We start from the raw sequence: 25,100 nt of genomic DNA, 5'->3' as shown, positions 1-25,100 counted from the left end.
GCCCGTTCCCCGGAGCTCGCGTCCCACGCCTGAGGCTGGCGCGCAGCGCGGCCTGCGCCACCGCAGGTCCGGCCCGGGGCCGGAGTTGCCCAATGACAGATCCCACCGGATTCGTGCGCGAGCGCTCCCGCGGCGAGACCGCCGCCGCCCTGCTGCGCACGACCACCGCCGTCCGGGACCGCTGCGGCCAGCTGCTGGACCGCGCCCGCGTCGGCCAGTCCCAGTGGTTCACGGTCGACGACGGCCGCTTGCGCGAAGCCGCGACCGCGATCATCCGCTCGATCCGCCGCCGCGCCGGCTCCCACGCCACTCCCTACAGCCGTTGGCGGCATCTCGAAGCCGGCCGCGTCGACGGCCGCGCCGAACTGCACCGGCTGCTCGGCGACGTCGCGCCGCAGGTGCGCGCCCACGCGCTGGTCGACCTGGCTGTCGTGACCGTGCTCCTGGACGTGCCGGCGGACGGCTCGTGGAAGTACGTCGAACCGGCCACCGGCACTACCTTGCACGGCCCCGAAGCGACGGCCGTCGCGGCCTTCCACGCCTTCACCGCCGGCCTGTTCTCCAGCGACAAGCTGCGGCCGCTCCAGGTCGACGCGCAGGCACTGCGCGCGCTGCCCACCGATGGCCTGCTGCAGGCGCTGCAGGTGCGCGAAGGGAACGCGCTGCCTGGCCTGAACACGCGCGCCGTGCTGCTTCGGCGGCTCGGTGAGGTGATGGCCGAACAGCCCGAGGTGTTCACCGACGACGCACGTCCCTCCGGCCTCTTCGACCTGCTGGTCGGCGACGAGGGCGGCATCGCGCACTCGGCGGACGTCGACGCGCACGACATCCTCTCGCAGCTGCTCGTGTCGCTGTCGCCGATCTGGCCGGTCGGCCACAGCATCGGCGGCGTGCCGCTCGGGGACTGTTGGCGGCATTCCGCAGTGCGCGGGGACGGCGCGTCCGACGGCTGGGTGCCGTTCCACGCCCTGTCGCAGTGGCTCACGTATTCGCTGCTGGAGCCGTTCGAGTGGTCGGGCGTGCAGGTACGCGGCATCGACCGCCTCACCGCCCTGCCCGGCCAGCATGAAGGCGGACTGCTGCTCGACGCGGGCGTGCTGCGCCTGCGTGAGCCCGACGCCGCGCGGCAGGCCTGGCATCCGGGCGACGAGATCGTGGTCGAGTGGCGCGCCCTGACCGTCGCGCTGCTGGAGGAGCTGGCCGGGACGGTGCGCGGCGACCTCGGCGCTTCCGGCGGCGGACTGCCGCTGTCGGTTGTCGTCGGCGGCGCCGCCGATGCGGGGCTGGACTGCGCGCGGCGCGAGCGCGAAGGCCGCACCGCGTTGCTGGTGCAGGCCGAGGCACCGCTGGCCTGAGCCCGGCCGGCGACGCCTTCCTTTCGAACGCTTCCCATGTCCCAGGTCCACGTCATCGAGCACCCGCTGGTGCAGCACAAGCTCTCCCTCATGCGCAAGAAGGAGGCCAGCACGAACAGCTTCCGGCGGCTGCTGGGCGAGCTGTCGTCGCTGATGGCCTACGAGGTCACGCGCGACATGCCGATGCAGGACGTCGAGATCGACACGCCGCTGGAACGCATGAAGGCGCGCGTCATCGACGGCAAGAAACTGGTCTTCGTCTCTATCCTGCGCGCCGGCAGCGGCATCCTCGACGGCATGCTGACCGTGGTGCCCGGCGCGCGCGTCGGCCACATCGGCCTGTACCGCGATCCCAAGACGCTGGTCGCGGTGGAGTACTACTTCAAGATGCCGGACCACATGGACGAACGCGACGTCGTCGTGGTCGACCCCATGCTGGCCACCGGCAATTCGGCCATCGCGGCGGTCGAACGGCTCAAGGAACTGAAGCCCAAGTCGATCAAGTTCGTCTGCCTGCTCACCTGCCCCGAGGGCGTGCAGGCGATGCAGAAGGCGCACCCGGACGTGCCGATCTACACCGCCGCCATCGACCGGCAGCTGAACGAGCACGGCTACATCCTCCCCGGGCTGGGCGACGCGGGCGACCGCATCTTCGGCACCAAGTGAAGCCGGCGCGGTTCAGCCCGCGTTCATCGCCCCTGTAGGATGCTTGCACCCATGCGTTCCCTCGCTGCCCGCCTGTCCTGCGCGCTGATGCTGGCGCTCTCCATGCCCGCCTGGGCCGACATCGGCCCCGACCGCGCCGCGGCCGTCGCGCGCCAGCAGGTCGATGGCCGCGTGCTCTCCGTCGAGCGCGTGCAGTCCGGCAGCCGCGTGATGTACCGCGTGAAGATCCTCACCGCCCGCGGCGAGGTGCGCGTTGTGATGGTCGACGGCGGCTGACATGCGGCTGCTGCTGGTCGAGGACGACGCCGCGCTGCGCACCGGGCTGGCCCGCCAGCTCGAGGCCGACGGCTACCGCGTCGACGTCGCCGCCGACGGCGAGGACGGCCTGTTCCAGGCGCGCGAGTACCCGGTCGACCTGCTGGTCGTCGACCTCGGCCTGCCGAAGATGAACGGGCTGGCGGTCGTGCAGAAGCTGCGCGCCGAAGGCCGCACGCTGCCGATCCTGGTGCTGACAGCGCGCACGTCGTGGCAGGACAAGGTGACGGGCCTGGAAGCCGGCGCCGACGACTACCTGGCCAAGCCGTTCGAATATCCCGAGCTCGCCGCCCGCATCAAGGCGCTGCTGCGCCGCTCGCTCAAGGCGACCTCGGACGTGCTGGTGTTCGGCCCGCTGTCGATCGACTTCGCCGCGCAGGCCGCCACGTTGAACGGCAAGCCGCTGGAACTCACCACCTTCGAGTACCGCGTGCTCGAGTCGCTGGTGCGCGAGCGGCCCAAGGTCGTGAGCAAGCAGGCGCTGGCGGACTACCTGTACCCGCACGACGAGGACCGCGACAGCAACGTGCTCGAGGTGCTGATCGCGCGCCTGCGGCGCAAGCTCGACCCCGACGGCACGCTCGTGCCGATCGAGACGCTGCGCGGGCGCGGCTACCGCTTCACCCTGGGATGAAGCCCGGACGATCGATCCGGTTCCGTCTCCTTCTCGGCGCGGCCCTCGTGCTGGTCGCCTTCCTCGCCGGCGTCGGCGTCGCGCTGCAGCGCGCGCACGCGGACAGCAGCCGCACCGACCGCCTCGCGCGGCTGCAAGGCACCGTCTACCTGTTGCTCGCGGCCGCGGAAGTCGACGGCCAAGGTCGCCTGGTGATGCCGCCTTCCCTGCCGGAGCCGCGCCTCGCGCTGCCCGGCTCGGGGTTGTATGCGTCCGTCGCCGTCCGCGGCCAGGCGCAGGGGTGGCACTCCGAGTCCACCGTCGGCCAGCAGCTTCCCTTCCCGCCGACCGCCGAGGTCGGGCGCTGGGACTACGCCGACGCCTCCGGCAACGGCCGCCGCTACCTGTCGGTCGCGTACAGCGTGCTGTACGAAGCGCGCTCGCAACCCGTGCCGCTGGTCCTGAGCGTCCTCGAGGACGCGGCGGCACTGGAGCGCGAAGTGGCCGTCTTCGAGCGCACGCTGTGGGCCTGGCTGGCCGGCGCCGGCCTGTTCCTGCTGCTGTCGCAGACGCTGCTGCTCGAATGGGCGCTCGACCCGCTGCGGCGCGTGACGCGCGAGATCCGACGCATCGAGGACGGCGAGCAGGAAGAGATCACCGGCCGCTACCCGGCGGAGATCGCGGCGCTGACGGACAACCTGAACACGCTGGTGCGGCAGGAACGCGAGCGGCAGTCACGCTACCGGGAGGCGCTGAGCTACCTGGCGCACAGCCTGAAGACGCCGCTGGCGGTCCTGCGCACCGCGCTCGGGCAGCCGGCCACGCTGGGGACCGCCGTCGAGGAGCAGGTGCAGCGGATGGACGCGATCGTGCAGCACCAGCTCGGGCGTGGCGCGGCCAGCGGTGCCACGCGCTTCGCCCCCGCGATCGCGCTCGCGCCGATCGCCCAGCGCGTGCGCGAGTCGCTGGAGAAGGTGCATGCGGCCCGCAACCTCCGGTTCGCCATCGACTGCCCGCCGAACCTGCGCTGGCGCATCGACGAGGGCGATGCCTTCGAGGTGTTCGGCAACCTGCTGGACAACGCCGCCAAGTGGGCGCGCTCGCGCATCACGGCGCGCGTGCGGCGCGACGGTTCGCGGCTGCTCGTGCGCGTCGAGGACGACGGCCCCGGCTTCGGCGACGACCCGCAGGCGATGCTGCAGATGCACGTGCGCGGCGACGAGACCGTGCCCGGCCACGGCGTCGGGCTGGCCATCGTGCGCGACATCGTCGCCAGCCACCATGGCCAGATCGCGCTGTCGCGCTCGGCCCTGGGCGGCGCGCAGGTCGACATCGCACTTCCGCAACCCTGAACGATTCCAGCCCGGCGGTTCAGGCTTGGTTCATGGCCGTGCGCGCACCATGCGTGCATGTCCACCGAAGGAGTGACCATGCAAGCCTCGCTCTCCACCCGATTCCTCGCCCTGGCCGCCCTGGCCGTCGGCGCTTTCGCCGCCAGCGGCGCCGCGCAGGCCCGCACCGACGTGCACCTGTCCATCGGCATTCCCGGCCCCGTCTACGCGCAACCCGCACCGGTCTACGTCCAGCCCCAGCCGGTGTACGTGCAGCCGGCGCCGGTCTACGCCCCGGCGCCCGTCGTGTACGGCGCGCCCGTCTACATCGCGCCGCGTGCCTACTACGGCCACGGATTCCGGGATCGCCACGAGTGGCGCGGCCACCATGGCCATGGCCACGGCCACGGCCATGGCCGCGGGCACGGCCACCGCTGAGCGCGCACCGCTCAGGCGCCGCCCACTGCCGGTCGTCGCCTCGCACGCCTTCCTGACAAGCTTTCGTCAGGGGCGTTTCGAGGCGACCGGGACAATCCCCGGATGAGCCTGAATCGACGCACTTTCACCCGCGCCGCCGCCGGCGCCGCGGCCCTGGCCGCCCTTCCTTCGGTCCGCGCCCAGGGCGACCGCATCCTGCTGGCCCAGTCGGCGCCCTTCACCGGGCCTTCCGCCCAGCTGGGCATCCAGTTCCACGCCGGCGCCCGCCTGTTCTTCGAGCAACTCAATGCGCAAGGCGGCATCCACAAGCGCGCCGTCGAGATCGTGAAGCTGGACGACGGCTATGAGCCGGACCGCTGCGTGGAGAACACCCGCAAGCTGCTGGCCCAGGACCCGGTCGCCCTCTTCGCCTACGTCGGCACGCCGACCAGTCTCGCGGCCCTGCCGCTGGCCACCGCCGCCAAGACACCCTTCGTCGCGCCATTCACCGGCGCCATGGGCCTGCGCCAGCCGTTCAACCGCTACGCCTTCCACATCCGCGCCTCGTACAACGACGAGACGGCGCTGATCGTGAAGAACCTCGCCAACCTGGGCCTGAAGAAGGTCGCGGTCTTCTACCAGAACGACGCCTACGGCAAGGCCGGCCTCGACGGCATGCAGCTGGCGCTGGCGGCGCACGACAACAAGCCGGTGGCGCTGGCCACGGTGGAACGCAACTCGGTCGAAGTCGCCGCGGCAGTGAAGACGCTGACCGCGGCCGCCCCCGAAGCGATCGTGCAGATCGGCGCGTACAAGGCGTGCGCGGCGTTCATCAAGGCCGCCAAGGCCGCGGGCTACGGCGGCACGTTCTACAACGTGTCCTTCGTCGGCACGCAGGCGCTGGCCGACGAACTCGGCAAGGACGGCGCCGGCGTCGTGGTCTCGCAGGTGATGCCCTCGCCCTACAACCCGGCGCGTGCCATCGCGCGCGAGTTCGTCGACGCCGTGAAGAAGGCCGGCGGCGAGTACCAGGCCAACTTCTCCAGCATGGAAGGCTTCCTGGCCGCCAAGGTCGTCGCCGAAGGGCTGCGCCGCGGCGGCAAGGCCACGCGCGAAGCCCTCGTGGCCGGCCTCGAATCGCTGGGCCAGCAGTCCATCGGCGGCTTCAACGTGTCGCTCTCGCCGACCGACCACGCCGCTTCGCACTTCGTGGAGCTGTCGATGCTCACCGGCGACGGCCGCGTGCGCACCTGAGATCCCCGGCTGCTACGACTGCAGCTGCTGCCAGACCCGCTCCAACCGCTTGATGCTGACCGGCTGGGGCGTGCGCAGTTCCTGCGCGAACAGGCTCACGCGCAACTCCTCCAGCAGCCACCGCAGCTCCAGCATGCGCTCGTCGACCTGGCCCTTGCGGTCGGCGACGAGGCGCCAGTAGCGCTGCTCCTGCGGCCGCACGTCCGCCATGCGTGAGGCATCGCGCGCCGGGTCGGCGCGCAGCTTGTCGAGGCGCAGCGTGATCGCCTTCAGGTAGCGCGCGAAGTGCTGCAGCGCCGGCCACGGCGTGTCGGCGAGGAAGCGCTTGGGCACCAGCCGCTGCAGTTGCTGCGTGGCGTCGGCCGTGGCGTCAGGGACGCCCTTGGTGTCCTTGATCTTGCGCAGCGCGGTCGCGTACTCCTGCAGGATCGTGCCGGCCAGCCGTGCGACCTCGTTGGCGATCAGCGTGAGGCGCCCGCGACCTTCATCGACACGGCGCTTGAACGTCGCTTCATCGGTCGGCAGCGGATCGAGCAGGAACGCCCGATCGATGGCGACGTCGAGGATCTGCTGCCGCAAGTCCTCCTGCGTGCCCAGCGCCATGTACGCCACCGCCATGCGCTGCAGGTCCGGGATGTTCTTCTCCAGGTACTTGAGCGCGTCGCGCACCTGCAGCGCGAACAGCCGGCGCAGGCCGGCGCGGTGCTTGGACGCAGCGACTTCCGGTTCATCGAACACTTCGAGCGTCACGGCGTCGCCCTGGTCGATCAGCGCCGGGAAGCCCACGAGCGAGATGCCGCCCTTGCGGATTTCCATCAGCTCGGGGAGCTCACCGAAGGTCCAGGCGGTGTAGCGCTGGGCACCGTCCTTGGCTTTCGCGGTCGGTCCCTCCGCCGCTCGCGGGAGAGGGTTGGGGTGAAGGCCCGTCACGGGAGCAACCTCACCCCTCCCTGTCCCGCTAGCGGGAGAGGGCGACCCACCCGTGGCCACCTTCATCCCCGCCAGCGCCTGGAACGCCCCGCGCGCTTTCGCGCCCCATTCGGCCTTCAACGCGCCGAGGTTGCGGCCCATGCCCAGCTGGCGGCCGTGCTCGTCGACGACACGGAAGTTCATGAACAGGTGCGCGGGCACCATGTCCAGCTTGAAGTCCGTGCGCTTGACGTCCAGCGACGTCTCGTCGCGCACGACCTTCAACAGCACGTCGACCAGCGAGCCGTGGGCGAAGCGCTCCGGCGCCGACAGGTCGCCGGCCATGCGCGTCGCCGATTCGGGCAGCGGCACGAAGCGCGAGCGCGGCTTCTGCGGCAGGCTCTTGAGCAGCGCCTGCACCTTGTCCTTGAGCATGCCCGGGACCAGCCACTCGGCGCGTTCGTCCGCCACCTGGTTCAGCACGAACAGCGGCACGGTGACCGTGAGGCCGTCGCGCGCGTCGCCGGGCTCGTGCAGGTACGTCGCCGCGCAGTCGACGCCACCGAGCTTCAGCGTGCGCGGGAAGGCGTCGGTGGTGATGCCCGCGGCCTCGTGCCGCATCAACTCGTCGCGCGACAGCTTCAGCAGGTCGGGCTTGCCCTTGCTGGCCTGCCGGTACCAGGCCTCGAAAGTGTGGCCGCTGTAGACGTCCTGCGGCACCTGCTGGTCGTAGAACGCGTGGATCAGCGCATCGTCCACCAGCACGTCCTGCCGGCGCGACTTGTGCTCCAGCTCCTCGACCTGGCGCACCAGCTTCAGGTTGTGCGCCAGGAACGGCAGCTTCGTTTCCCACTGGCCGGCCACCAGGCCTTCGCGCAGGAAGATGTCGCGCGCGCCCTGCTGGTCCACCTTCGCGAACGGCACGCGGCGGCCGCTGTAGATGACCAGGCCGTAGAGGGTCGCGCGCTCCAGGGCCATCACGTCGGCCGACTTCTTCTCCCAGTGCGGGTCGAGCAACTGCTTCTTCAGCAGGTGGCCCGCGACTTCTTCGACCCACTGCGGCTCGATGTTGGCGATGCCGCGGCCGAACAGGCGCGTGGTCTCCACCAGTTCGGCGCAGACGATCCAGCGGCCCGGCCGCTTCTTCAGGTGCGCGCCCGGATGCTTGTAGAACTTGATGCCGCGTGCGCCCAGGTAGGCCTCGTCGTCCTCCAGCTTCCAGCCGAGGTTGCCCAGCAGGCCGGCGAGCATGGACTTGTGCACCTGCTCGTAGTCGGCCGGCTGCTCGTTGAGCCGCCACTTGTGCTCGGCGACCACCGTGTGCAGCTGCGAATGGATGTCGCGCCATTCGCGCACGCGGCGCACGTTGATGTAGTTCTGGCGCAGCAGCTGCTCGTACTGGCGGTTCGACAGCTTGTGATCGGCGCCATGTCCGCCCCGCGCCTTGTCCAGCCAGTCCCACAGCGTCAGGTAGCCCGAGAACTCGCTCTTCTCGTCGTCGAACTTCGCGTGCTGCTGGTCGGCCTGCGCCTGCAGCTCCAGCGGCCGGTCGCGCACGTCCTGCACAGACAGCGCGGACGCGATCACCAGCACCTCGGCCAGCGCGCCGCGCTCGCGCGCCTCCAGGATCATGCGGGCCACGCGCGGGTCGAGTGGCAGGCGCACCAGCTCGCTGCCGACCGCGGTCAGTTCGTTGCGCTCGTCCAGCGCGCCCAGCTCCTGCAGCAGCTGGTAGCCGTCGGCGATCGCGCGCCGCTGCGGCGGTTCGATGAACGGGAAGTCCTCCACCGACCCCAGGTGCAGCGCCTTCATGCGCAGGATCACGCCCGCCAGCGACGTGCGAAGGATCTCCGGGTCGGTGAAGCGTGGCCGCTCGAGGAAGTCCTTCTCCTCGTACAGCCGGATGCAGATGCCGTTGGCGACGCGGCCGCAGCGGCCCGCGCGCTGGTTGGCGGCGGCCTGGCTCACCGGTTCGACCAGCAGCTGTTCGACCTTGCTGCGGTAGCTGTACCGCTTGACGCGCGCCGTGCCGGTATCGATCACGTAGCGGATGCCCGGCACGGTGAGCGACGTTTCCGCCACGTTGGTGGCCAGCACGATGCGCCGGTGCCCGTGCGTCTCGAAGATGCGGTCCTGTTCCTGCTGCGACAGGCGCGAGAACAGCGGCAGCACTTCGGCGCTGCGCGTCACCGCGTGGTGCGCCAGGTGCTTGCGCAGGTGGTCGGCCGCTTCGCGGATCTCGCGCTCGCCGGGCAGGAACACGAGGATGTCGCCCGCCGCGTTGCCCTGCCACAGCTCGTCGACGGCATCGGCGATCGCCTCGTTGAGGCCACGCTCGCGCGACTCCTCGAACGGCCGGTAGCGTTGCTCCACCGGGTACATCCGGCCGGAGACGTACAGCACCGGCGCCTTGCCCTTGGCGGAGGCGAAGTGCTCGGCGAAGCGTTCGGCGTCGATCGTGGCCGACGTGACGACGATCTTCAGGTCGGGCCGCCGCGGCAGCAGCTGCTTCAGGTAGCCGAGCAGGAAGTCGATGTTGAGGCTGCGCTCGTGGGCCTCGTCGATGATCAGCGTGTCGTACGCCTGCAGCAGCGGGTCGGTCTGCGTCTCCGCCAGCAGGATGCCGTCGGTCATCAGCTTGACCGACGCGTCGCGCGACAGCCGGTCCTGGAAGCGCACCTTGAAGCCGACCACGTCGCCCAGCGGCGTTTCCAGTTCCTCCGCTATGCGCTTGGCGACGCTGGACGCCGCGATGCGGCGCGGCTGCGTGTGGCCGATCAGGCGGCCCCGCTCGCCCGGCTTCGCGTTGAGCTTGCCGCGCCCGAGCGTCAGCGCGATCTTGGGCAGCTGCGTCGTCTTGCCCGAGCCCGTCTCGCCGCAGACGATGACGACCTGGTGCTCCGCCATGGCTCGCGCGATCTCCTCGCGGCGCGCGGAGACGGGAAGCTGCTCGGGAAAGGTGATGCGCAGGGCGGACAAGTCGGGGCGGCGCCGCGGGGGCGCAAAGCCCTCGATTATCCGGCGGCGCCGGCGGGCAGCGGCAGCTCGGTGATCTGGCGCGAGCCGGCGTCGTACCAGGCGACGCGGCTGGCGTAGCTCCAGGCCGTCCGGGACATCGCCCGCGCCCCCGCGATGGCGACGCCCGGACGCATGCCGGGCGGCGCGACCAGCACGCCGACGCCCACTTCGGCCATCCACTCGGTGCGGCTGGCCTCCAGGGCCGCCAAGTCCTGGCTGGTCCCCAGCAGCACGGGCTTGGACAGGCGCCGCGCGATCTCGTGCGCGACGTCGTTCAGGTGATCGACGCGGGCCGGCCGCCGCGACATCAACAGGAACGCGTCGTCGCCGAGCCGCCCGGCCTCGATGCCCGGCGGCACGCTCCGGCGCAGCCGGCTGGCACACAGGAACAGGCCGTGGTTGCAGGCGGCGCGGCCGTGCAGTTGCTCCAGCGCCTGCAAATTGGCGATGGACACGACGACCACCGCGACGCCGTCGCTGCCCAGGCGCGCGAACGCGTCACCGACCATCGCGCCGGTTTCGGCATGCGTGCGCATCCGGGTGATCGGGTCGTAGGCCGGCCCATACACCATCGCCTCGCGCACGTCGCGCAGGTAGGCATAGCGCTCCCACATGGCCGAGGCCATGGTGACCAGGTAGGCGGTCGCGGCGGTGGCGCTGACGGCATGCACCCAGCTGGGCGTCTGGTCCCGGTTCAGCGCGAACCAGGTCAGGCCCACCACGGGGATCGACATGCTGGCGACGCCGCTCACGGCGAACCAGCCCAGGCGCCCACCGAGGCGCGCGCTGCGCACCGACACCGCGAAGGCCGCCGGGATCACGAGCCACGCCATGCCCGCGGCGAGCAGCAGCCCGCCCTCCTGCGACGTGAAGCTGCCGGAGAGGAGGACGGCCACGGCGAGCAGCACCATGCCCCCGGTGACGCGGCGCGCGACGGCGCGATCGCGCAGGAGGCCGAGCAGACGGAACAGCAGCAACCCGAGGACCGAGGCGCACACCACGGCCAGCACCGCCTGCAGGCGCATGAGCAGATCGCCCTGCACGGGCACCCAACCCAGGTAGACGAGCACGTAGAGCGCCGACAGCGCGGCCGCGAGCGAACCGGTGAGCGCGACGCGGCGGGCGGAGCGCGTGAAGGCGATCAACGCCGCGACGAGCGACAGGCTCACCGCGCCGAAATACGCCCCCCAGAATGCCGTCGCCAACGTGCCCATGCGAGCAGCCGCCCCCTCTTTGCGCGCCCGAGCGGCGCAGCACCGTACCTTACACTGCTTCGACACCGGCCCCCCTGTCAGAACGCCCGCACCGCCCGCATGTCCACCGTCTTCAATTTCACCTTCGTGCCCTGGTTCCGCTCGGTGGCGCCCTACATCCACATGCACCGGGGCAAGACCTTCGTGGTCGGCCTCGCGGGCGAGGCGATCGCCGCCGGCAAGCTGCCGAACATCGTGCAGGACCTGGCCCTGATCCAGAGCATGGGCGTGAAGGTCGTGCTGGTGCACGGCTTCCGGCCGCAGGTCAACGAGCAGCTCAAGGCCAAGGGCCACGCCGCGAAGTACTCGCACGGGATGCGCATCACCGACGAAGTGGCGCTCGATTGCGCGCAGGAAGCCGCGGGGCAGCTGCGCTACGAGATCGAGGCCGCCTTCAGCATGGGCCTGCCGAACACGCCGATGGCCGGCTCCAAGACCCGCGTGATCTCGGGCAACTTCATCACCGCGCGGCCGGTGGGTATCGTCGACGGCGTGGATTTCCGCCATTCGGGCCTGGTACGCAAGGTCGACGTCGCCGGCATCACCAAGTCGCTGGACTTCGGCGCGATGGTGCTGATCTCGCCTTTCGGCTTCTCGCCGACCGGCGAGGCCTTCAACCTCACGATGGAGGAAGTCGCCACCAGCGTCGCCACGGCGCTGCAGGCCGACAAGCTGGTGTTCCTGACCGAGATCCCGGGCATCCGCCTGCGGCCCCTTGAGCCCGAGACCGAGGAGAACGGCATCGACACCGAACTGCCGCTCGCGGCCGCCGAGCAATTGCTCGCGCAACTGCCCTCGCCCCAGCAGCCGACCGACACCGCGTTCTACCTGCAGCACTGCGTCAAGGCGTGCAAGGGTGGCGTCGAGCGCAGCCACATCGTGCCCTTCGCCACCGACGGCGCGCTGCTGCTGGAGATCTACGTGCACGACGGCATCGGCACGATGGTCGTCGACGAGAAGCTGGAGGAACTGCGCGAGGCGACGCCCGACGACGTCGGCGGCGTGCTGCAGCTGATCGAGCCGTTCGAGAAGGACGGCACGCTGGTCAAGCGCGATCGCACCGAGATCGAACGCGACATCGCCAACTACAGCATCATCGAGCACGACGGCGTGATCTTCGCCTGCGCCGCGCTCTACCCGTACCCCGAGGCCCGCACCGGCGAGATGGCGGCGCTGACGGTGTCGCCGCACAGCCAGGGCCAGGGCGACGGCGAGAAGATCCTCAAGCGCATCGAGCAGCGCGCCCGCGCGATGGGGCTGGAGAGCATCTTCGTGCTCACCACCCGCACCATGCACTGGTTCCTCAAGCGCGGCTTCGTGCAGGCCGACCCCGAGTGGCTGCCCGAGGCGCGCAAGCGCAAGTACAACTGGGACCGCCGCAGCATGGTGTTCGTCAAGAAGCTCTGAGGCGCGGGATGTTCCGGCTGCTGCGCCTGGACCACATCGTGCTGCGCGTGCGCGACCGCGAGGCGATGCAGCGCTTCTACTGCGACGTGCTCGGCTGCACGCTCGAGCGCGTGCAGGAGGATCTCGGGCTGTGGCAGCTGCGCGCGGGCGACTCGATCATCGACCTCGTGCCCGTCGACATGAAGCTCGGCGCGGCTGGCGGCGCGGCCCCCGGCCGCGAGGGCCGCAACGTCGACCACTTCTGCCTGCGTATCGAGCCGTGGGACGCTGATGCGATCCGCGTGCACCTGCTGGCGCACGGCGTGCAGCCGGGCGAGCCCGCCCTGCGCTTCGGCGCCGACGGTCGCGGGCCGTCGATCTACCTGGAGGACCCGGAAGGCAATACGGTGGAACTCAAGGGACCGCCGCAGGCCTGAACGGCCAGCGCGATGCCCTAGGCCGTCTTCACCGCCGGCAACGAGCGGTTCAGCACCCGGAACGGCGCGCCGCCCTTGCGTGAGATCGCAGCGCGCGGCGTGCGCGCTTCGAGCTCCAGGATGCGATGGCTCAGGCGTTTGCGCAGCAGGTCGGCCAGCGTCAGCACCGCAGGCGTGTGCGCATGCCGGCCGATGTGCAGCGACACGTCCACCCGGCCCAGGTTGGGCAGGCCGAGTTTCCGGTCCGCCACTTCCAGTTCCGGGAGCAGCCCTTCGGGCGTGCGCACCGTGATTCCCAGGCCCGCGTTGACGGCCGCCCAGACGCCTTGCAGGCCGGGACTCGTCAGCGCGACATGCCACGGAATGCCGGCGGCATCGAGCGCCGCCACGCCCTTGTTGCGGAAGCGGCAGGGCGACGTGAACAGCGCGAGCGGCAGTGGCTCGTCGCGGTCCCATTCGAAGTCGCGGTGCGCGATCCACACCAGGGGGAGATGGCCGATGGTGATCGCGTTCTCGCGGTCGCCCAGGCCCAGGGCCAGCGCCATGTCCACCTCGCCCGCTTCGACCGCCGCCACCAGCCGCGTGCCGCCATCGACGCGGATCTCCATCGCCACCGACGGATGCGCCTTGCGGAACTGTGCGAGCACCGGCGGCAGCCAGGCCTCGCCGAAATCCTGCGACGCGCCGAACACGAGCTTGCCTGCCACCTCGGATTGCCGCAGCACGTCCTGCACCTCGTCGTTGAGGGCGAGGATGCGGCGCGCATACCCCAGGACTTGCTGGCCGGCCTCGTTGAGCACCAGCTTGCGTGAGTCCGGCCGGAAGAGCGGCTGCCCGATCTGCGTTTCCAGCTTGCGCATCTGCAGGCTCAGTGCGGCCTGCGTGCGCGCCACGCGATCGGCGGCGGACGCGAGCGTGCCGTTCTCCGCCAGCGCGACGAACGAGCGCAGCACGTCCATGTCGAGGTTGCGTACGGTCATAAGCAAAGCTTGAGTGCCACTCAACAAAGATTAACTAGCCTTGATTATGGCCGCACCCTAGGATCGTGTCTCGCCTTTGTCGTCATCCATCCCTCTGGAGCCTCCATGCCCGCAGATGCCCGCCTTGCCAGCCAGTTCCTCGCCGTTTCCGTGTCCAACATTTCCGATGCGCTCGACCGCCTGGGCCTCGAAGGCGCGCCGCAAGGCATCCTGCCGATCTCCGTCCCCGTGCGCATCGCCGGCCCCGCGGCAACGCTGAAGCTCGTCCCGGCCGGCAAGGCCGAGGAATCCACCGTGCTCGGCACGCTGCGCGCCATCATGAAAGGCGCAGGCATGGGCTCGATCCTCGTCGTCGACGGTTCGGAGAACCCGACCGTCAACGCCGTCGGCGGCGTCGCCGGCGCCACCGCCAAGCACCACGGGTTCGTCGGCGCGGTCACTGACGCCGTCGTTCGCGACGTCGACGAGTACAAGCAGTACGGCCTGCCCGTGTATGCGCGCGGCATCGCGCAGCAGTCGGTGCGCGGCCGCTCCTCCTGCGCCGGCCACGGCATCGAAGTCCGCCTGGGCGGCGTCCGCGTGCGTCCCGGCGACTGGATCGTCGCCGACGACAACGGCACCGTCGTCGTCCCCCAGGAGAAGCTCACCGAGGTGCTGGCGTTCGCGCAGAAGGTGAAGGCCACCGAAGACCGCGTGATCGCCGAGATCCGGGCCGGTGCCGACCCCGTCGAGATGCACGAGCGCGTCAACTACGACAACATGCTCAAGAAGGACCAGTAAGCGGCCATGGCCCTCCACCAGCCACGGCGCGCGACGCTCTTCGTCGGCGGACTCGCGCTGCAGGACCTGCCCGCCGCCCTGGCCAGCGGGGCGGACATCGTCTGCATCGATCTCGAGGATGCGGTGCCGCCGGAACGCAAGGCCGAGGCGCGGGACGCCGCCATCGCTGCCACCCGCGATGTGCGGCTTCCCGATGGCGTGCAGCTCATCGCGCGCGTCAACGGCATGCTCGAGGACGACGGCCCCGCGGACCTGCGGGCCCTGCTGGCGCACGCGCCGCGCATCACCGGGCTCATGCTGCCCAAGGTCGTGGCACCGCAGGACGTGCAGGTCCCCGCCTCGATGTGTGTGCAGGACGGGCGGGTGCTCGACCTCTACGCCATCATCGAGACGTGCGAGGGACTGGAGCACAGCGCAGCCATCGCGCGTGCGCACCCCGCGCTGAAGGCGCTGTACTTCGGTGGCTTCGACCTGTCGACGGCGCTGGGCTGCGAGATGGCGTGGGAGCCGCTGCTGTATGCGCGCTCGCGCGTCGTGCACGCTGGCGCGATGGCCGGCATCCAGGTGATCGATTCGCCGTATGCGGACGTCGCCGACCTGGCCGGCCTGCGCGAATCCTGCGCGCGTGTGAAGGCGCTGGGCATGACCGGCCGCTGCGCCAAGCACGCCAGCCAGGTCCCGGTGATCCGCGAGGCCTTCACGCCGACGGCCCGGGAGATCCGCAGGGCGCGGGCCATCGTGGCGCAATTCCGCGTGGACCCGACACGTCCCCTGGTCTACGAAGGCAAGCTCATCGAGCTGCCTGCGATCAGGCGGCTCGAACGCGTCGCGGCACAACCTGTCGAACCCGAATCCCCATGACCCCATGGCCACGATCAACTACCTGACGACCATCGAATTCGACTTCGGCGCGGTGGCCAAAGCCGCCGAACTGGCGCGCGCGGGCGGCATGCAGCGCCCACTGGTGGTCACCGACCCCGGTCTCGCGCGAGGCCCCGTGTTCGCGCGCGTGCTCGACGTGCTGGGGCCGCTGGAGCCGGTGGTGTACGACCGCACGCCGCAGAACCCCGACGAGGACGCCGTGATGGCGGCCGCCGCGATCTTCCGCCAGTCACGCTGTGATGGCGTGATCGCGGTCGGCGGCGGCTCACCGATCGACCTGGGCAAGGGCGCGGCCCTCATGGGCACGCACGATGGCCCGCTGGAGCAGTACGCCGCCATCCTCGGTGGCATCCCGCGCATCACGGCGAAGATGGCGCCGGTGATCGCCATCCCGACCACCGCCGGCACGGGCAGCGAGGTGGGCAGAGGCGCGCTGCTCACGCTGCGTGACGGCCGCAAGCTGGGCTTCATCAGCCCGCACGTCATCCCGCGCATCGCGCTGTGCGACCCCGACCTCACGCTGGGCCTGCCGCGCGGCCTCACCGCGGCGACCGGGATGGACGCTCTGACGCATTGCATCGAGACCTTCCTGTCCCCACGCGTCAACCCGCCGGCCGACGCGATCGCGCTCGACGGCGCCACGCGTGCGGCGCGATGGCTGCCGCGCGCCTTCGCCGACGGCAGCGACCGGGATGCGCGCTGGAACATGATGATGGCGTCCCTGCAAGGCGGCCTCACGTTCCAGAAGGGCCTGGGCGCCGTGCACTCGATGTCGCACCCGCTGGGCGGCATCAAGGAGCCGGTGCTGCACCACGGCACGCTCAATGCGGTGATCCTCCCGGCGGTACTGCGCTTCAACCGCTCGCACGCGGCCGGCAAGATGGAGGCACTCGAACGCGCCATCGGTGTCCCCGCTGGCGGCGATCTCGCGCAGTTCATCGAGTCGCTCAACGCGACGCTGGGCCTGCCCCGCTCGCTGCGCGAGCTCGGGGTGACCGAAGCCATGATCCCGCGGATGGTCGAGGGCGCCCTCAAGGACCATTCCACGGCCACGAACCCGCGTCCGCTCTCGCGGGCGGATTTCGAGGCGTTGTTCCGCGACGCCATGCAGTAGGTCAACCAGACAGGAGACGAGACATGCGCAGGAAGACTTTCATCGCCCTGGCGTGCGCGGGCGCCGCGGCCGCCGTTCTGCCCGCCCACGCCCAGCAGGCGTATCCGAACAAGCCGATCCGCATCGTGGTGCCCTTCGCCGTGGCCGGCATTGCCGACTCGTTCGCGCGTGCCATCGCGCTGAAGCTGGGCGACGCCTGGGGGCAACCCGTGGTCGTGGAGAACAAGACCGGTGCCGGCGGCAACATCGGCGCCGACCTGGTTGCGAAGTCGCCGCCCGACGGCTACACGCTGGTGATGGGCAACATCGGCACGCACGCGGTGAACCCCTTCCTGGTCAAGAACATGCCGTTCGACCCGATCAAGGATTTCACGCCGATCGCGCACGTGCTCGACGCCGAAGGGCTGCTCGTGGTGAACCCGTCCGTGCCCGCGAAGAACGTGGCGGAGCTGGTCGCGTACTCGAAAGCGCAGTCGGGCAAGCTCTCGTACGCCTCGGGCGGCCTGGGGACGACGAGCCATCTCGCGGGGGAGCTGTTCAAGTCGCTCGCGAAGGTCAGCGTCATCCACGTGCCCTACAAGGGCAACTCGCCGGCCATCCTCGACGTGATCGGCGGGCAGGCGACGATGGCTTTCGCCACCATGCCGACCGTGCTGCCCCACGTGAAGGCGGGCAAGCTGCGCGCGCTGGCCGTGCTGGGCTCGGCCCGGACTCGGGCGCTGCCCGACCTGCCCCCCGTGGCGGACACGCTTGCCGGCTTCGACGTGAGCAACTGGATCGGCCTGTTTGCGCCCGCCGGCACCCCGGCCGAGGTCGTCAACAAGATCAATGCCGAAGTGCAGAAGATCATGCAGACGCCCGAGATGCAAAAGCGCATGGAGGCCGAAGGCGCGAAGTTCATCCCCACCACCCCGCAGACGTTCGCCGCGTTCCAGAAGGCCGAGGCGGACAAGTGGGGCAAGACGATCCGCGACGCCGGGATCTCGCCGGAATAGGCGCGCAGCGGTGCGGCCAACGGCCGCGCTTGCCATCCGTTGCCGGCGGCGTAGTCTGGCCGCGTGGACCCCGCCGCGCCCGACCTGCCGTACCGTGACCGTCGCCACGCGGGCGAGGTCCTGGCCGGACACCTCGCGCACTGGCGGGACCGCCCTGGCCTGCTCGTGCTGGCGCTGCCGCGCGGCGGCGTCGCTGTCGCCGCACCCGTCGCCGCGGCGCTCGATGCGGTGCTCGACGTGCTGGTGGTGCGCAAGCTCGGCCTGCCCTGGCAACCCGAATACGCGGTCGGCGCGCTGGCCAGCGGCGGCATCGAGGTGCTGCAGCCCGAAGCGGCGTCGCTGCCGGCGGCGACCCTGCGCGAGATCGTCGATCGGGAAAGCGCGGAACTTGCGCGGCGCGAACGCCTGTACCGCGGCGACCGGCCGCGCGCGGCCATCGCGGGGCGTCCCGTGCTGATCGTGGACGATGGCCTCGCGACCGGGGCGACGATGCTGGCCGCGGCACGAGCGGTGCGACGGCAGGCGCCTTCGATGCTGGGGGTGGCGGTGCCCGTGGGGGCGCGATCGTCGTGCCGCCAACTCACCGGCGTTGCGGACGAAGTGGTGTGCGTCGCGATGCCCGAACCATTCCGGGCCGTGAGCCTCTGGTACCGCGATTTCCCGCAGGCCGAGGACGAGGAAGTGCGCGAGCTGCTCGCGCAGGCGAAGGTGCCGGCCTAGGCGGCCGCGCGCGCCGCGCCGCGCCGGCCGGCCATGCGCACCAGCAGCAGCAGGAACACCAACGCGAAGCCGACGAACGCGACGAACGACCAGTTGGCGATAGAGCCGCCGAGGAAGGTCCAGTCGACCTTGGAGCAGTCACCGCTGCCGCGGAAGATCATCGGCACGGCGCGCTTGAGCGGGAACGTCTCGATCATCCCGTAGAAGTCGCGACCGCAGGACACGGTCTCGGGCGGGTACCACTGCAGGAAGCTCTGGCGGGCGGCGACGAACGCGCCGAAGCCCGCGAGGAACAGGCCGAGCACGCTGCCCACCATCCACGCGATGAGCGAGCGGAAGATCGCCGCCAGCCCGGCGACGACGCCGATGAGGATGACGGCGTAGCGTTGCACGATGCACATCGGGCACGGCTCCAGGCCGACGACGTGCTGCAGGTACAGGGCGAACGCCATCATCGCCACGCACACGGCGAACACCAGGGCCAGGGTGCGGCGCGGGGCCGCGAACAGCCAGTCGAACAAGGGCTTTCTCCGGAACCGGCGGCCCGGTGTCAGGCCGCCTCTTTGACGAACACCCGGGCGCGGCGCGGCGTGACGACGAGCGTCTCGCCCTCGCGGAACCCGGACTCCCTGAATTGTTGCGCAGGAATCTGGGCCTCGATGATCGCGTCCTGACCGCCGGGCATCGCGGGCGAGCCTTCGGTCGGCAGCAGTTCGAGGCGCGCGATGGGCCCCACCACGATCGCGCGGCTCAGCTGCGCGACGATGCCCTGCGCGCCGGGCGCGTAGCGCTGCACGTCCAGGTCGTGCGGCCGCACGTACGCGAAGGCCGGCGCGTCCTGCACGTGCGCATGCTCGGGCGCGTCGATCTGCACGCCTTCGAAGTGCAACTCGCCGCGGTGCGCGCGGCCCTGGAAGGTGTTGACGTCGCCGAGGAAGCCGTAGACGAAGGGGCTGGCCGGATGGTCCCAGACCTCCTGCGGCGAGCCCACCTGCTCCACGCTGCCCGCGTTCATCAGCACGACGCGGTCCGCGACCTCGAGCGCCTCTTCCTGGTCGTGCGTGACGAAGATGCTGGTGACGTGCAGCTCGTCGTGCAGGCGGCGCAGCCAGCGGCGCAGTTCCTTGCGCACCTTGGCGTCGAGCGCGCCGAACGGCTCGTCCAGCAGCAGCACCTTGGGCTCGACCGCGAGCGCGCGGGCCAACGCGATGCGCTGGCGCTGGCCGCCCGACAGCTGCGACGGGAAGCGATCGGCCAGCCAGTCCAGTTGCACCAGCTTGAGCAGGTCGGTGACCTTGGCCTTGATCTGGGCTTCCGACGGCCGCTGGCCGCGCGGCTTGACGCGCAGGCCGAACGCGACGTTCTCGAACACGGTCATGTGGCGGAACAGCGCGTAGTGCTGGAACACGAACCCGACGTTGCGGTCGCGCACGTGCACGTCGGTCGTGTCCTCGCCCGAGAACAGGATGCTGCCGCCGTCGGCGGTTTCCAGCCCGGCGATGATGCGCAGCAGGGTCGTCTTGCCGCAGCCCGACGGCCCCAGCAGTGCCAGCAGTTCGCCCGACGCGATGTCCAGCGAGACGTCGCGCAGGGCGTGGAAGTCGCCGAAGCGCTTGGAAACGTTCTTGATTTCGATGCTCATTGGGAACCTCCAGTCAGGCCGCGGCCGGCCGCTCGGGCGGCATCTCGGCGGCGGCCTTCATTTCACGTTCGTGCTTCCACTCGGCCAGGCTCTTGATCACCAGCGTCACCAGGGCCAGCACTGCCAGCAGCGACGCGACGGCGAAGGCGGCGACGGACTGGTATTCGTTGTAGAGGATCTCGACGTGCAGCGGCATGGTGTTGGTCTGGCCGCGGATGTGGCCGGACACGACCGACACCGCACCGAACTCGCCCATCGCGCGCGCATTGCACAGGATCACGCCGTAGATCAGGCCCCACTTGATGTTGGGCAGCGTCACGTGCCAGAAGGTCTGCCAGCCGGTCGCGCCCAGCACGATGGCGGCCTGCTCCTCCTCGTTGCCCTGCGCCTGCATCAGCGGGATCAGCTCGCGCGCGATGAAGGGGAAGGTGACGAACACGGTCGCCAGCACGATGCCGGGCACGGCGAAGATGATCTTGATGTCGTGCTCGGCGAGCCAAGGGCCCAGCCAACCCTGGGCGCCGAACACCAGCACGTAGATCAGGCCCGACACGACCGGCGACACCGAGAACGGCAGGTCCACCAGCGTCGTGAGGAAAGCCTTGCCGCGGAACTCGTACTTGGCGATGCACCACGCCGCCGCGACACCGAACACCAGGTTCAGCGGCACGGCGATCGCGGCGGTGATGAGCGTCAGGCGAATCGCCGACCAGGCCTCTGGCTCCTTCAGCGCGTCGAGGTAGGCATCGAGGCCCTTGCGCAGTGCCTCGGTGAACACCGCGGCGAGCGGCAGCACGAGGAACAGCAACAGGAAAGCGAGCGCCAGGCCGGTGAGGGTCCAGCGCACCCACCGCGTTTCGGTGGTGCTGATGCGTTGGCGGGCGAGCGAGCTCATGCCCCGGACCTCCGCCGCTGCCAGGCCTGCAGCGCGTTGATCACCAGCAGCAGCACGAACGAGATGACCAGCATCACGGTGGCGACCGCCGTGGCGCCGGCGTAGTCGTACTGCTCCAGCTTGCCGATGATGATCAGCGGCGTGATCTCCGAGACCATGGGCATGTTGCCGGCAATGAAGATCACCGAGCCGTATTCACCCACGGCGCGCGCGAACGCCATCGCGAAGCCGGTGAGCAGCGCCGGCAGGATGGCCGGCAGGATGACGCGGCTGAAGGTCTGCCAGCGCGTCGCGCCCAGCGACATCGCGGCTTCCTCCAGTTCGCGCTCGGTGTCCTCCAGGACGGGCTGCACCGTGCGCACCACGAACGGCAGCCCGATGAAGATCAGCGCGATGACCACGCCGTTGGGGTTGAAGGCCAGCTTGATGCCCAGCGGCTCGAGGTACTGGCCGACCCAGCCGTTGCCGGCCAGCAGCGCCGTGAGCGAGATGCCGGCCACCGCCGTCGGCAACGCGAACGGCAGGTCCACCAGCGCGTCGACCAGCTTCTTGAACGGGAAGTCGTAGCGCACCAGCACCCAGGCGACCAGCAGGCCGGTGAACACGTTGACCACCGCGGCAAGGAAGGACGCGCCGAACGTGAGGCGGTAGGACGCCATCACGCGCGGCGAGGTCACGGCGGTGACGAACTGGTCCCAGTCGAGCGTGAAGGTCTTGAGCACCAGCGCCGACAGCGGGATCAGCACGATCAGCGCCAGGTACAGCACGGTGTAGCCGAGGGTCAGCGAGAACCCGGGCAGGACCTTGCGGTTGGCGGCGGAAGCGGAACGGCCGCCCGCGGCGGCCGTCGTTCCCGGGATGGGAGCCGCGAGCGTCGCGGCGGACGAAGCCATCAGCGGACCGTGTAGATCTTGTCGAACTGGCCGCCGTCGTTGAAGTGCACCTTCTGCGCTTCCGTCAGCGAGCCGAACAGTTCCTGCACGGTGAACAGCTTGATCGGCTTGAAGGTGTCCTTGTACTTGGCCAGGACCTTGGCGTTGCGCGGGCGGATCGAGTGCTTGGCGGCGATCTCCTGCGCTTCCTCCGTGTACAGGAAGTCCAGGTACGCCTTGGCCACGTCGGCCGTGCCCTTCTTGGCGACGGTGCGCTCGACGATCGCGACCGGGTTCTCGGCCACGATGCTCACCGACGGGTAGACCACGTCGACCTTGCCCTTGCCGAACTCGCGGTTGACCGATTCCACCTCGGACTCGAACGTGATCAGCACGTCACCGGTGTTGCGCTGGAGGAAGGCGGAGGTCGCATCGCGGCCGCCACGGGCCAGCACCGGCACGTTCTTGTACAGCTTGGACAGGAAGGCGCGCGCGTCGTCGTCGCTGCCGCCCTTCTTCTTCACGTAGCCCCAGGCGGCCAGGTAGGCGTAGCGGCCGTTGCCGCCGGTCTTGGGGTTGACCACGATGACCTGCACGCCGGGCTTGACGAGGTCGTCCCAGTCCTTGATGCCCTTCGGGTTGCCCTCGCGCACCAGGAACAGCATGGTCGACGTGGTCGGCGCCGCGTTGTCGGGGAAGCGCTTGGCCCAGTCCTTGGCCACGATGCCCTTGTCGGCCAGGAACTCGACGTCGGTCGTCGTGTTCATGGTCACGACGTCCGCGGCCAGGCCATCGGCCACGGCGCGCGCCTGGGCGCTGGAGCCGGCGTGCGACTGCTCGATCTTCACGTCCTGGCCCGCCTGCTTCTTGTAGTACGGAACGAAGGCGGCGTTGATGTCCTTGTAGAACTCGCGCGCGACGTCGTACGAGACGTTCAGCAGGGACTGCGTTTGCGCCGAGGCGAAGGTGCTGGCGGCCAGCAGTGCGCCGGCGAGGACGGTCTTGATCTTGGTGTTCATGGATGTGCTTCTCGCTGCGCAACCCTCGCAGCTGGAATAAGGAGAGCAGGAATTGTGGGGGTTGGGTTATGAAAACCCAACGATTCATCCGTTGTTTGCTTATTCCGCCCCGGGCGGCACGCGGCGTGCCTAGAGGAGCGGCCGGACCTGCCGGGCCGCGTCCTGCAGCAGCGGGAGCAGGTCGCGCTCGACGGCCGGCGGCCGCAGCCGCTCCGGCCGCGTCACCACGTTCAAGGCGGCCACCACGGCGCCTTCCATGGTCCGCAGCGGCACGGCCAGGGCATGGACGCCCACCTCATGCTCCTCGCTGGCCACGCACCAGTCCTGCTGGCGCACCTGCTCGACGATGGCGCGCAGGCCCCTGGCGTCGGTCGTGGTGCACGCCGTCAACCGTTGCAGTTCGCGCCCCTTGAGCCAGGCGGTGAACGCGGTCTTCGGCTTCGCCGCCAGCAGCACGCGGCCCGTCGAGGTGGCATGGGCCGGCAAGCGTGCGCCGAGATGAAGCCCATAGGCCAGCAGCCGCGTCGGCCCGCTGCGCGCCACGATCACGACCTGGTCACCGTCGAGGACCACGACCGAGAACGCCTCGCCGGTGTGCGCGGCCAGGCGGTCGAGCGTGGGCTGCACGGCGCGCGGCAGCCGCGACGACGCGAGGTAGCTGCCGGAGAAGCGCAGCACCTTGGGCGCCAGCCAGAACCAGCTGCCATCCGTCTCCAGGTAGCCCAGGTGCGCGAGCGTCAGCAGGTGCCGGCGCGCTGCCGCGCGGGTCAGGCCGGCGCGCTGCGCGGCCAGCGTCGCGTTCAGGCGCTGGCGCTCGGTGTCGAAGGACTCGAGCACGGCCAGGCCCTTGGCCATGCCCTCGATGAAGTCGGCGCGGGCGATCATGGTGGGGCTGCGCGATCATCGCGCAAGCGGCGCAATGATCGCACAGCTGCCGGGACCGCCCGGGTTTCTCGGCCGCCGTGCGCTCCTATGCTCCAACGACACGCCCTACGCGAGGAGACAAGCATGCGCACCCAGGTCGCCATCATCGGCGCCGGCCCGGCCGGATTGCTGCTCGGCCAGCTGCTGCACAAGGCCGGCATCGACAACGTCATCCTCGAGCGGCAGTCGGGCGAGTACGTGCTGGGCCGCATCCGCGCCGGCATCCTGGAGCAGGTCACGGTGGACCTGATGGTCGAGGCCGGCATCGGCCAGCGGCTGCACCGTGAGGGCATCGTCCACCATGCGATCGAGCTGGTGTTCAAGGGCGAGCGGCACCCGATCGACGTCACCGGCCTCACGGGCGGCAAGGTGGTGACGGCGTACGGCCAGACCGAGCTCACGCGCGACCTGATGGACGCGCGGCGGGACGAAGGACTCACGACGGTGTACGAGGCCCACGACGTGAGCCTGCACGGCTTCGACGGCGACCAGCCGGTGGTGCGCTACCGGCACGAAGGGCGCGAGCATGAACTGCAGTGCGACTTCATCGCCGGCTGCGACGGCTTCCACGGCGTGTCACGCGCCACGGTGAAGGAGCACGTCACCGAGTACGAGAAGGTCTATCCGTTCGGCTGGCTGGGCGTGCTGGCCGACGTCCCGCCGGTGTCGCCGCACGCGATCGTCTACGGCAACAGCGAGCGCGGCTTCTCGCTGTGCTCCATGCGCAGTCTCACGCGCAGCCGCTACTACGTGCAGTGCCCGCTGGACGACAAGGTCGAAGACTGGAGCGACGATCGTTTCTGGGACGAGCTGCGGCGCCGCGTCGACCCCCACCTGGCCGACCGCATCGTCACCGGCCCGTCGATCGAGAAGAGCATCGCGCCGCTGCGCAGCTTCGTCGCCGAGCCGATGCGCTTCGGCCGGCTCTTCCTCGCCGGCGACGCCGCCCACATCGTGCCGCCGACGGGCGCGAAAGGACTGAACCTCGCGGCCAGCGACGTGAAGTACCTCTCGGCCGCCTTCATCGAGCACTACCGCGAGCGCAGCGCCGCCGGGCTGCACCACTACTCCGAACACGCGTTGAAGCGCGTCTGGAAGGCCGAGCGGTTCTCGTGGTGGATGACGACGCTGATGCACCGCTTCCCCGACATGGGCGCGTTCAACCAGAAACTGCAGGAGTCGGAGCTGGAGTATCTGGTGCACTCGCGGGCCGCGTCGACGGCGTTGGCGGAGAACTACGTGGGGCTGCCTTTGTAGGAAGACGGAAGCCTTGGGTCCCCGCCTCCGCGGGGACGACAGGGAGTTGTCATTCCCGCGGAGGCG

At 70.1% G+C, this 25,100-nt stretch carries 24 protein-coding genes; 15 read left to right on the top strand and 9 right to left on the bottom strand.

Going from position 1 to position 25,100, the window contains the following annotated elements:
• The first annotated feature begins 92 nt into the window (after positions 1–92).
• The 7 genes from I8E28_RS11925 to I8E28_RS11895 all read left to right on the top strand — a co-directional run bounded on the left by I8E28_RS11925 (position 93) and on the right by I8E28_RS11895 (position 5,951).
• Positions 93–1,355, top strand: a complete 1,263-nt coding sequence (locus tag I8E28_RS11925; RefSeq protein ID WP_200788279.1) for a DUF1688 family protein — start codon at positions 93–95, stop codon at positions 1,353–1,355.
• Between the two features lie 36 nt (positions 1,356–1,391).
• On the top strand, positions 1,392–2,021 hold the full coding sequence (gene upp / locus I8E28_RS11920; protein WP_200788278.1) for a uracil phosphoribosyltransferase: 630 nt from the start codon (positions 1,392–1,394) through the stop codon (positions 2,019–2,021).
• Between the two features lie 51 nt (positions 2,022–2,072).
• Positions 2,073–2,297 carry a PepSY domain-containing protein gene (locus I8E28_RS11915; protein WP_200788277.1) on the top strand — a complete coding sequence of 75 codons (225 nt, stop codon included), beginning with the start codon at positions 2,073–2,075 and terminating at the stop codon, positions 2,295–2,297.
• 1 nt (position 2,298) lies between these two features.
• Complete coding sequence (locus I8E28_RS11910; protein ID WP_200788276.1) at positions 2,299–2,970, top strand: response regulator transcription factor; 672 nt, start codon at positions 2,299–2,301, stop codon at positions 2,968–2,970.
• Positions 2,967–4,301, top strand: coding sequence for an ATP-binding protein (locus I8E28_RS11905; protein WP_200788275.1), 1,335 nt, complete (start codon positions 2,967–2,969; stop codon positions 4,299–4,301). Before I8E28_RS11910 ends, I8E28_RS11905 begins: the two co-directional genes overlap by 4 nt.
• A 72-nt stretch (positions 4,302–4,373) precedes the next feature.
• Complete coding sequence (locus tag I8E28_RS11900; RefSeq protein WP_420850240.1) at positions 4,374–4,718, top strand: hypothetical protein; 345 nt, start codon at positions 4,374–4,376, stop codon at positions 4,716–4,718.
• Between the two features lie 102 nt (positions 4,719–4,820).
• Entirely contained in the window at positions 4,821–5,951 is a 1,131-nt protein-coding gene (locus tag I8E28_RS11895; protein ID WP_200788273.1) for an ABC transporter substrate-binding protein, read from the top strand.
• A gap of 12 nt (positions 5,952–5,963) precedes the next feature.
• On the opposite strand, the gene hrpA is transcribed toward I8E28_RS11895, so the two are convergent.
• Both hrpA and I8E28_RS11885 read right to left on the bottom strand, forming a co-directional pair.
• Complete coding sequence (gene hrpA / locus I8E28_RS11890) at positions 5,964–9,830, bottom strand: ATP-dependent RNA helicase HrpA (protein WP_239027397.1); 3,867 nt, start codon at positions 9,828–9,830, stop codon at positions 5,964–5,966.
• 44 nt (positions 9,831–9,874) lie between these two features.
• Positions 9,875–11,083 (bottom strand): GGDEF domain-containing protein, encoded by a 1,209-nt coding sequence (locus I8E28_RS11885; RefSeq protein ID WP_239027223.1) that lies wholly within the window; start codon positions 11,081–11,083, stop codon positions 9,875–9,877.
• Between the two features lie 108 nt (positions 11,084–11,191).
• On the opposite strand from I8E28_RS11885, the gene argA reads away from it, so the two are divergent.
• Positions 11,192–12,538 (top strand): amino-acid N-acetyltransferase, encoded by a 1,347-nt coding sequence (gene argA / locus I8E28_RS11880; protein ID WP_200788271.1) that lies wholly within the window; start codon positions 11,192–11,194, stop codon positions 12,536–12,538.
• 8 nt (positions 12,539–12,546) lie between these two features.
• Positions 12,547–12,954 carry a VOC family protein gene (locus I8E28_RS11875; RefSeq protein WP_200788270.1) on the top strand — a complete coding sequence of 136 codons (408 nt, stop codon included), beginning with the start codon at positions 12,547–12,549 and terminating at the stop codon, positions 12,952–12,954.
• Between the two features lie 17 nt (positions 12,955–12,971).
• Here the strand turns inward: I8E28_RS11875 and I8E28_RS11870 are convergent, their stop codons facing one another.
• Positions 12,972–13,934, bottom strand: a complete 963-nt coding sequence (locus I8E28_RS11870) for a LysR substrate-binding domain-containing protein (RefSeq protein ID WP_200788269.1) — start codon at positions 13,932–13,934, stop codon at positions 12,972–12,974.
• 105 nt (positions 13,935–14,039) lie between these two features.
• Here I8E28_RS11870 and I8E28_RS11865 point away from each other — a divergent pair, with 105 nt between their 5' ends.
• From I8E28_RS11865 to I8E28_RS11845, 5 genes are all read left to right on the top strand, one after another.
• A complete protein-coding gene (locus I8E28_RS11865; RefSeq protein WP_200788268.1) occupies positions 14,040–14,714 on the top strand; it encodes an RraA family protein in 675 nt (224 codons plus the stop codon).
• 6 nt (positions 14,715–14,720) lie between these two features.
• Positions 14,721–15,575 (top strand): HpcH/HpaI aldolase/citrate lyase family protein, encoded by an 855-nt coding sequence (locus tag I8E28_RS11860; RefSeq protein ID WP_200788267.1) that lies wholly within the window; start codon positions 14,721–14,723, stop codon positions 15,573–15,575.
• 4 nt (positions 15,576–15,579) lie between these two features.
• Positions 15,580–16,710, top strand: coding sequence for an iron-containing alcohol dehydrogenase (locus I8E28_RS11855; protein WP_200788266.1), 1,131 nt, complete (start codon positions 15,580–15,582; stop codon positions 16,708–16,710).
• Positions 16,711–16,733: 23 nt separating this feature from the next.
• Positions 16,734–17,705 carry a Bug family tripartite tricarboxylate transporter substrate binding protein gene (locus I8E28_RS11850; protein ID WP_200788265.1) on the top strand — a complete coding sequence of 324 codons (972 nt, stop codon included), beginning with the start codon at positions 16,734–16,736 and terminating at the stop codon, positions 17,703–17,705.
• 63 nt (positions 17,706–17,768) lie between these two features.
• Positions 17,769–18,425 carry a phosphoribosyltransferase family protein gene (locus I8E28_RS11845; RefSeq protein ID WP_200788264.1) on the top strand — a complete coding sequence of 219 codons (657 nt, stop codon included), beginning with the start codon at positions 17,769–17,771 and terminating at the stop codon, positions 18,423–18,425.
• Here I8E28_RS11845 and I8E28_RS11840 read toward each other — a convergent pair.
• The 6 genes from I8E28_RS11840 to I8E28_RS11815 form a co-directional block, all read right to left on the bottom strand.
• The gene (locus I8E28_RS11840) at positions 18,422–18,946 is read right to left on the bottom strand and encodes a disulfide bond formation protein B (RefSeq protein ID WP_200788263.1); all 525 of its coding nucleotides are present in this window, start codon (positions 18,944–18,946) and stop codon (positions 18,422–18,424) included. The genes I8E28_RS11845 and I8E28_RS11840 overlap by 4 nt on opposite strands.
• A gap of 29 nt (positions 18,947–18,975) precedes the next feature.
• Positions 18,976–20,067, bottom strand: a complete 1,092-nt coding sequence (locus I8E28_RS11835; RefSeq protein WP_200788262.1) for a sulfate/molybdate ABC transporter ATP-binding protein — start codon at positions 20,065–20,067, stop codon at positions 18,976–18,978.
• Positions 20,068–20,080: 13 nt separating this feature from the next.
• Positions 20,081–20,962, bottom strand: coding sequence for a sulfate ABC transporter permease subunit CysW (gene cysW / locus I8E28_RS11830; RefSeq protein ID WP_200788261.1), 882 nt, complete (start codon positions 20,960–20,962; stop codon positions 20,081–20,083).
• On the bottom strand, positions 20,959–21,855 hold the full coding sequence (gene cysT, locus I8E28_RS11825; RefSeq protein WP_200788260.1) for a sulfate ABC transporter permease subunit CysT: 897 nt from the start codon (positions 21,853–21,855) through the stop codon (positions 20,959–20,961). Before cysT ends, cysW begins: the two co-directional genes overlap by 4 nt.
• On the bottom strand, positions 21,855–22,853 hold the full coding sequence (locus I8E28_RS11820; protein WP_200788259.1) for a sulfate ABC transporter substrate-binding protein: 999 nt from the start codon (positions 22,851–22,853) through the stop codon (positions 21,855–21,857). The genes cysT and I8E28_RS11820 overlap by 1 nt, the downstream gene beginning before the upstream one ends.
• A 129-nt stretch (positions 22,854–22,982) precedes the next feature.
• Entirely contained in the window at positions 22,983–23,738 is a 756-nt protein-coding gene (locus I8E28_RS11815) for an IclR family transcriptional regulator domain-containing protein (protein ID WP_200788258.1), read from the bottom strand.
• Positions 23,739–23,861: 123 nt separating this feature from the next.
• Between I8E28_RS11815 and pobA the strand changes: the two genes are divergently transcribed.
• On the top strand, positions 23,862–25,034 hold the full coding sequence (gene pobA / locus I8E28_RS11810; RefSeq protein ID WP_200788257.1) for a 4-hydroxybenzoate 3-monooxygenase: 1,173 nt from the start codon (positions 23,862–23,864) through the stop codon (positions 25,032–25,034).
• The last annotated feature ends 66 nt before the right edge of the window (positions 25,035–25,100 follow it).

This window comes from Ramlibacter algicola (genome assembly GCF_016641735.1).
Lineage (GTDB): Bacteria > Pseudomonadota > Gammaproteobacteria > Burkholderiales > Burkholderiaceae_C > Ramlibacter > Ramlibacter algicola.
Note: the sequence above shows the minus strand (reverse complement) of the source record. Positions and strands in the feature narration are given on the sequence as shown.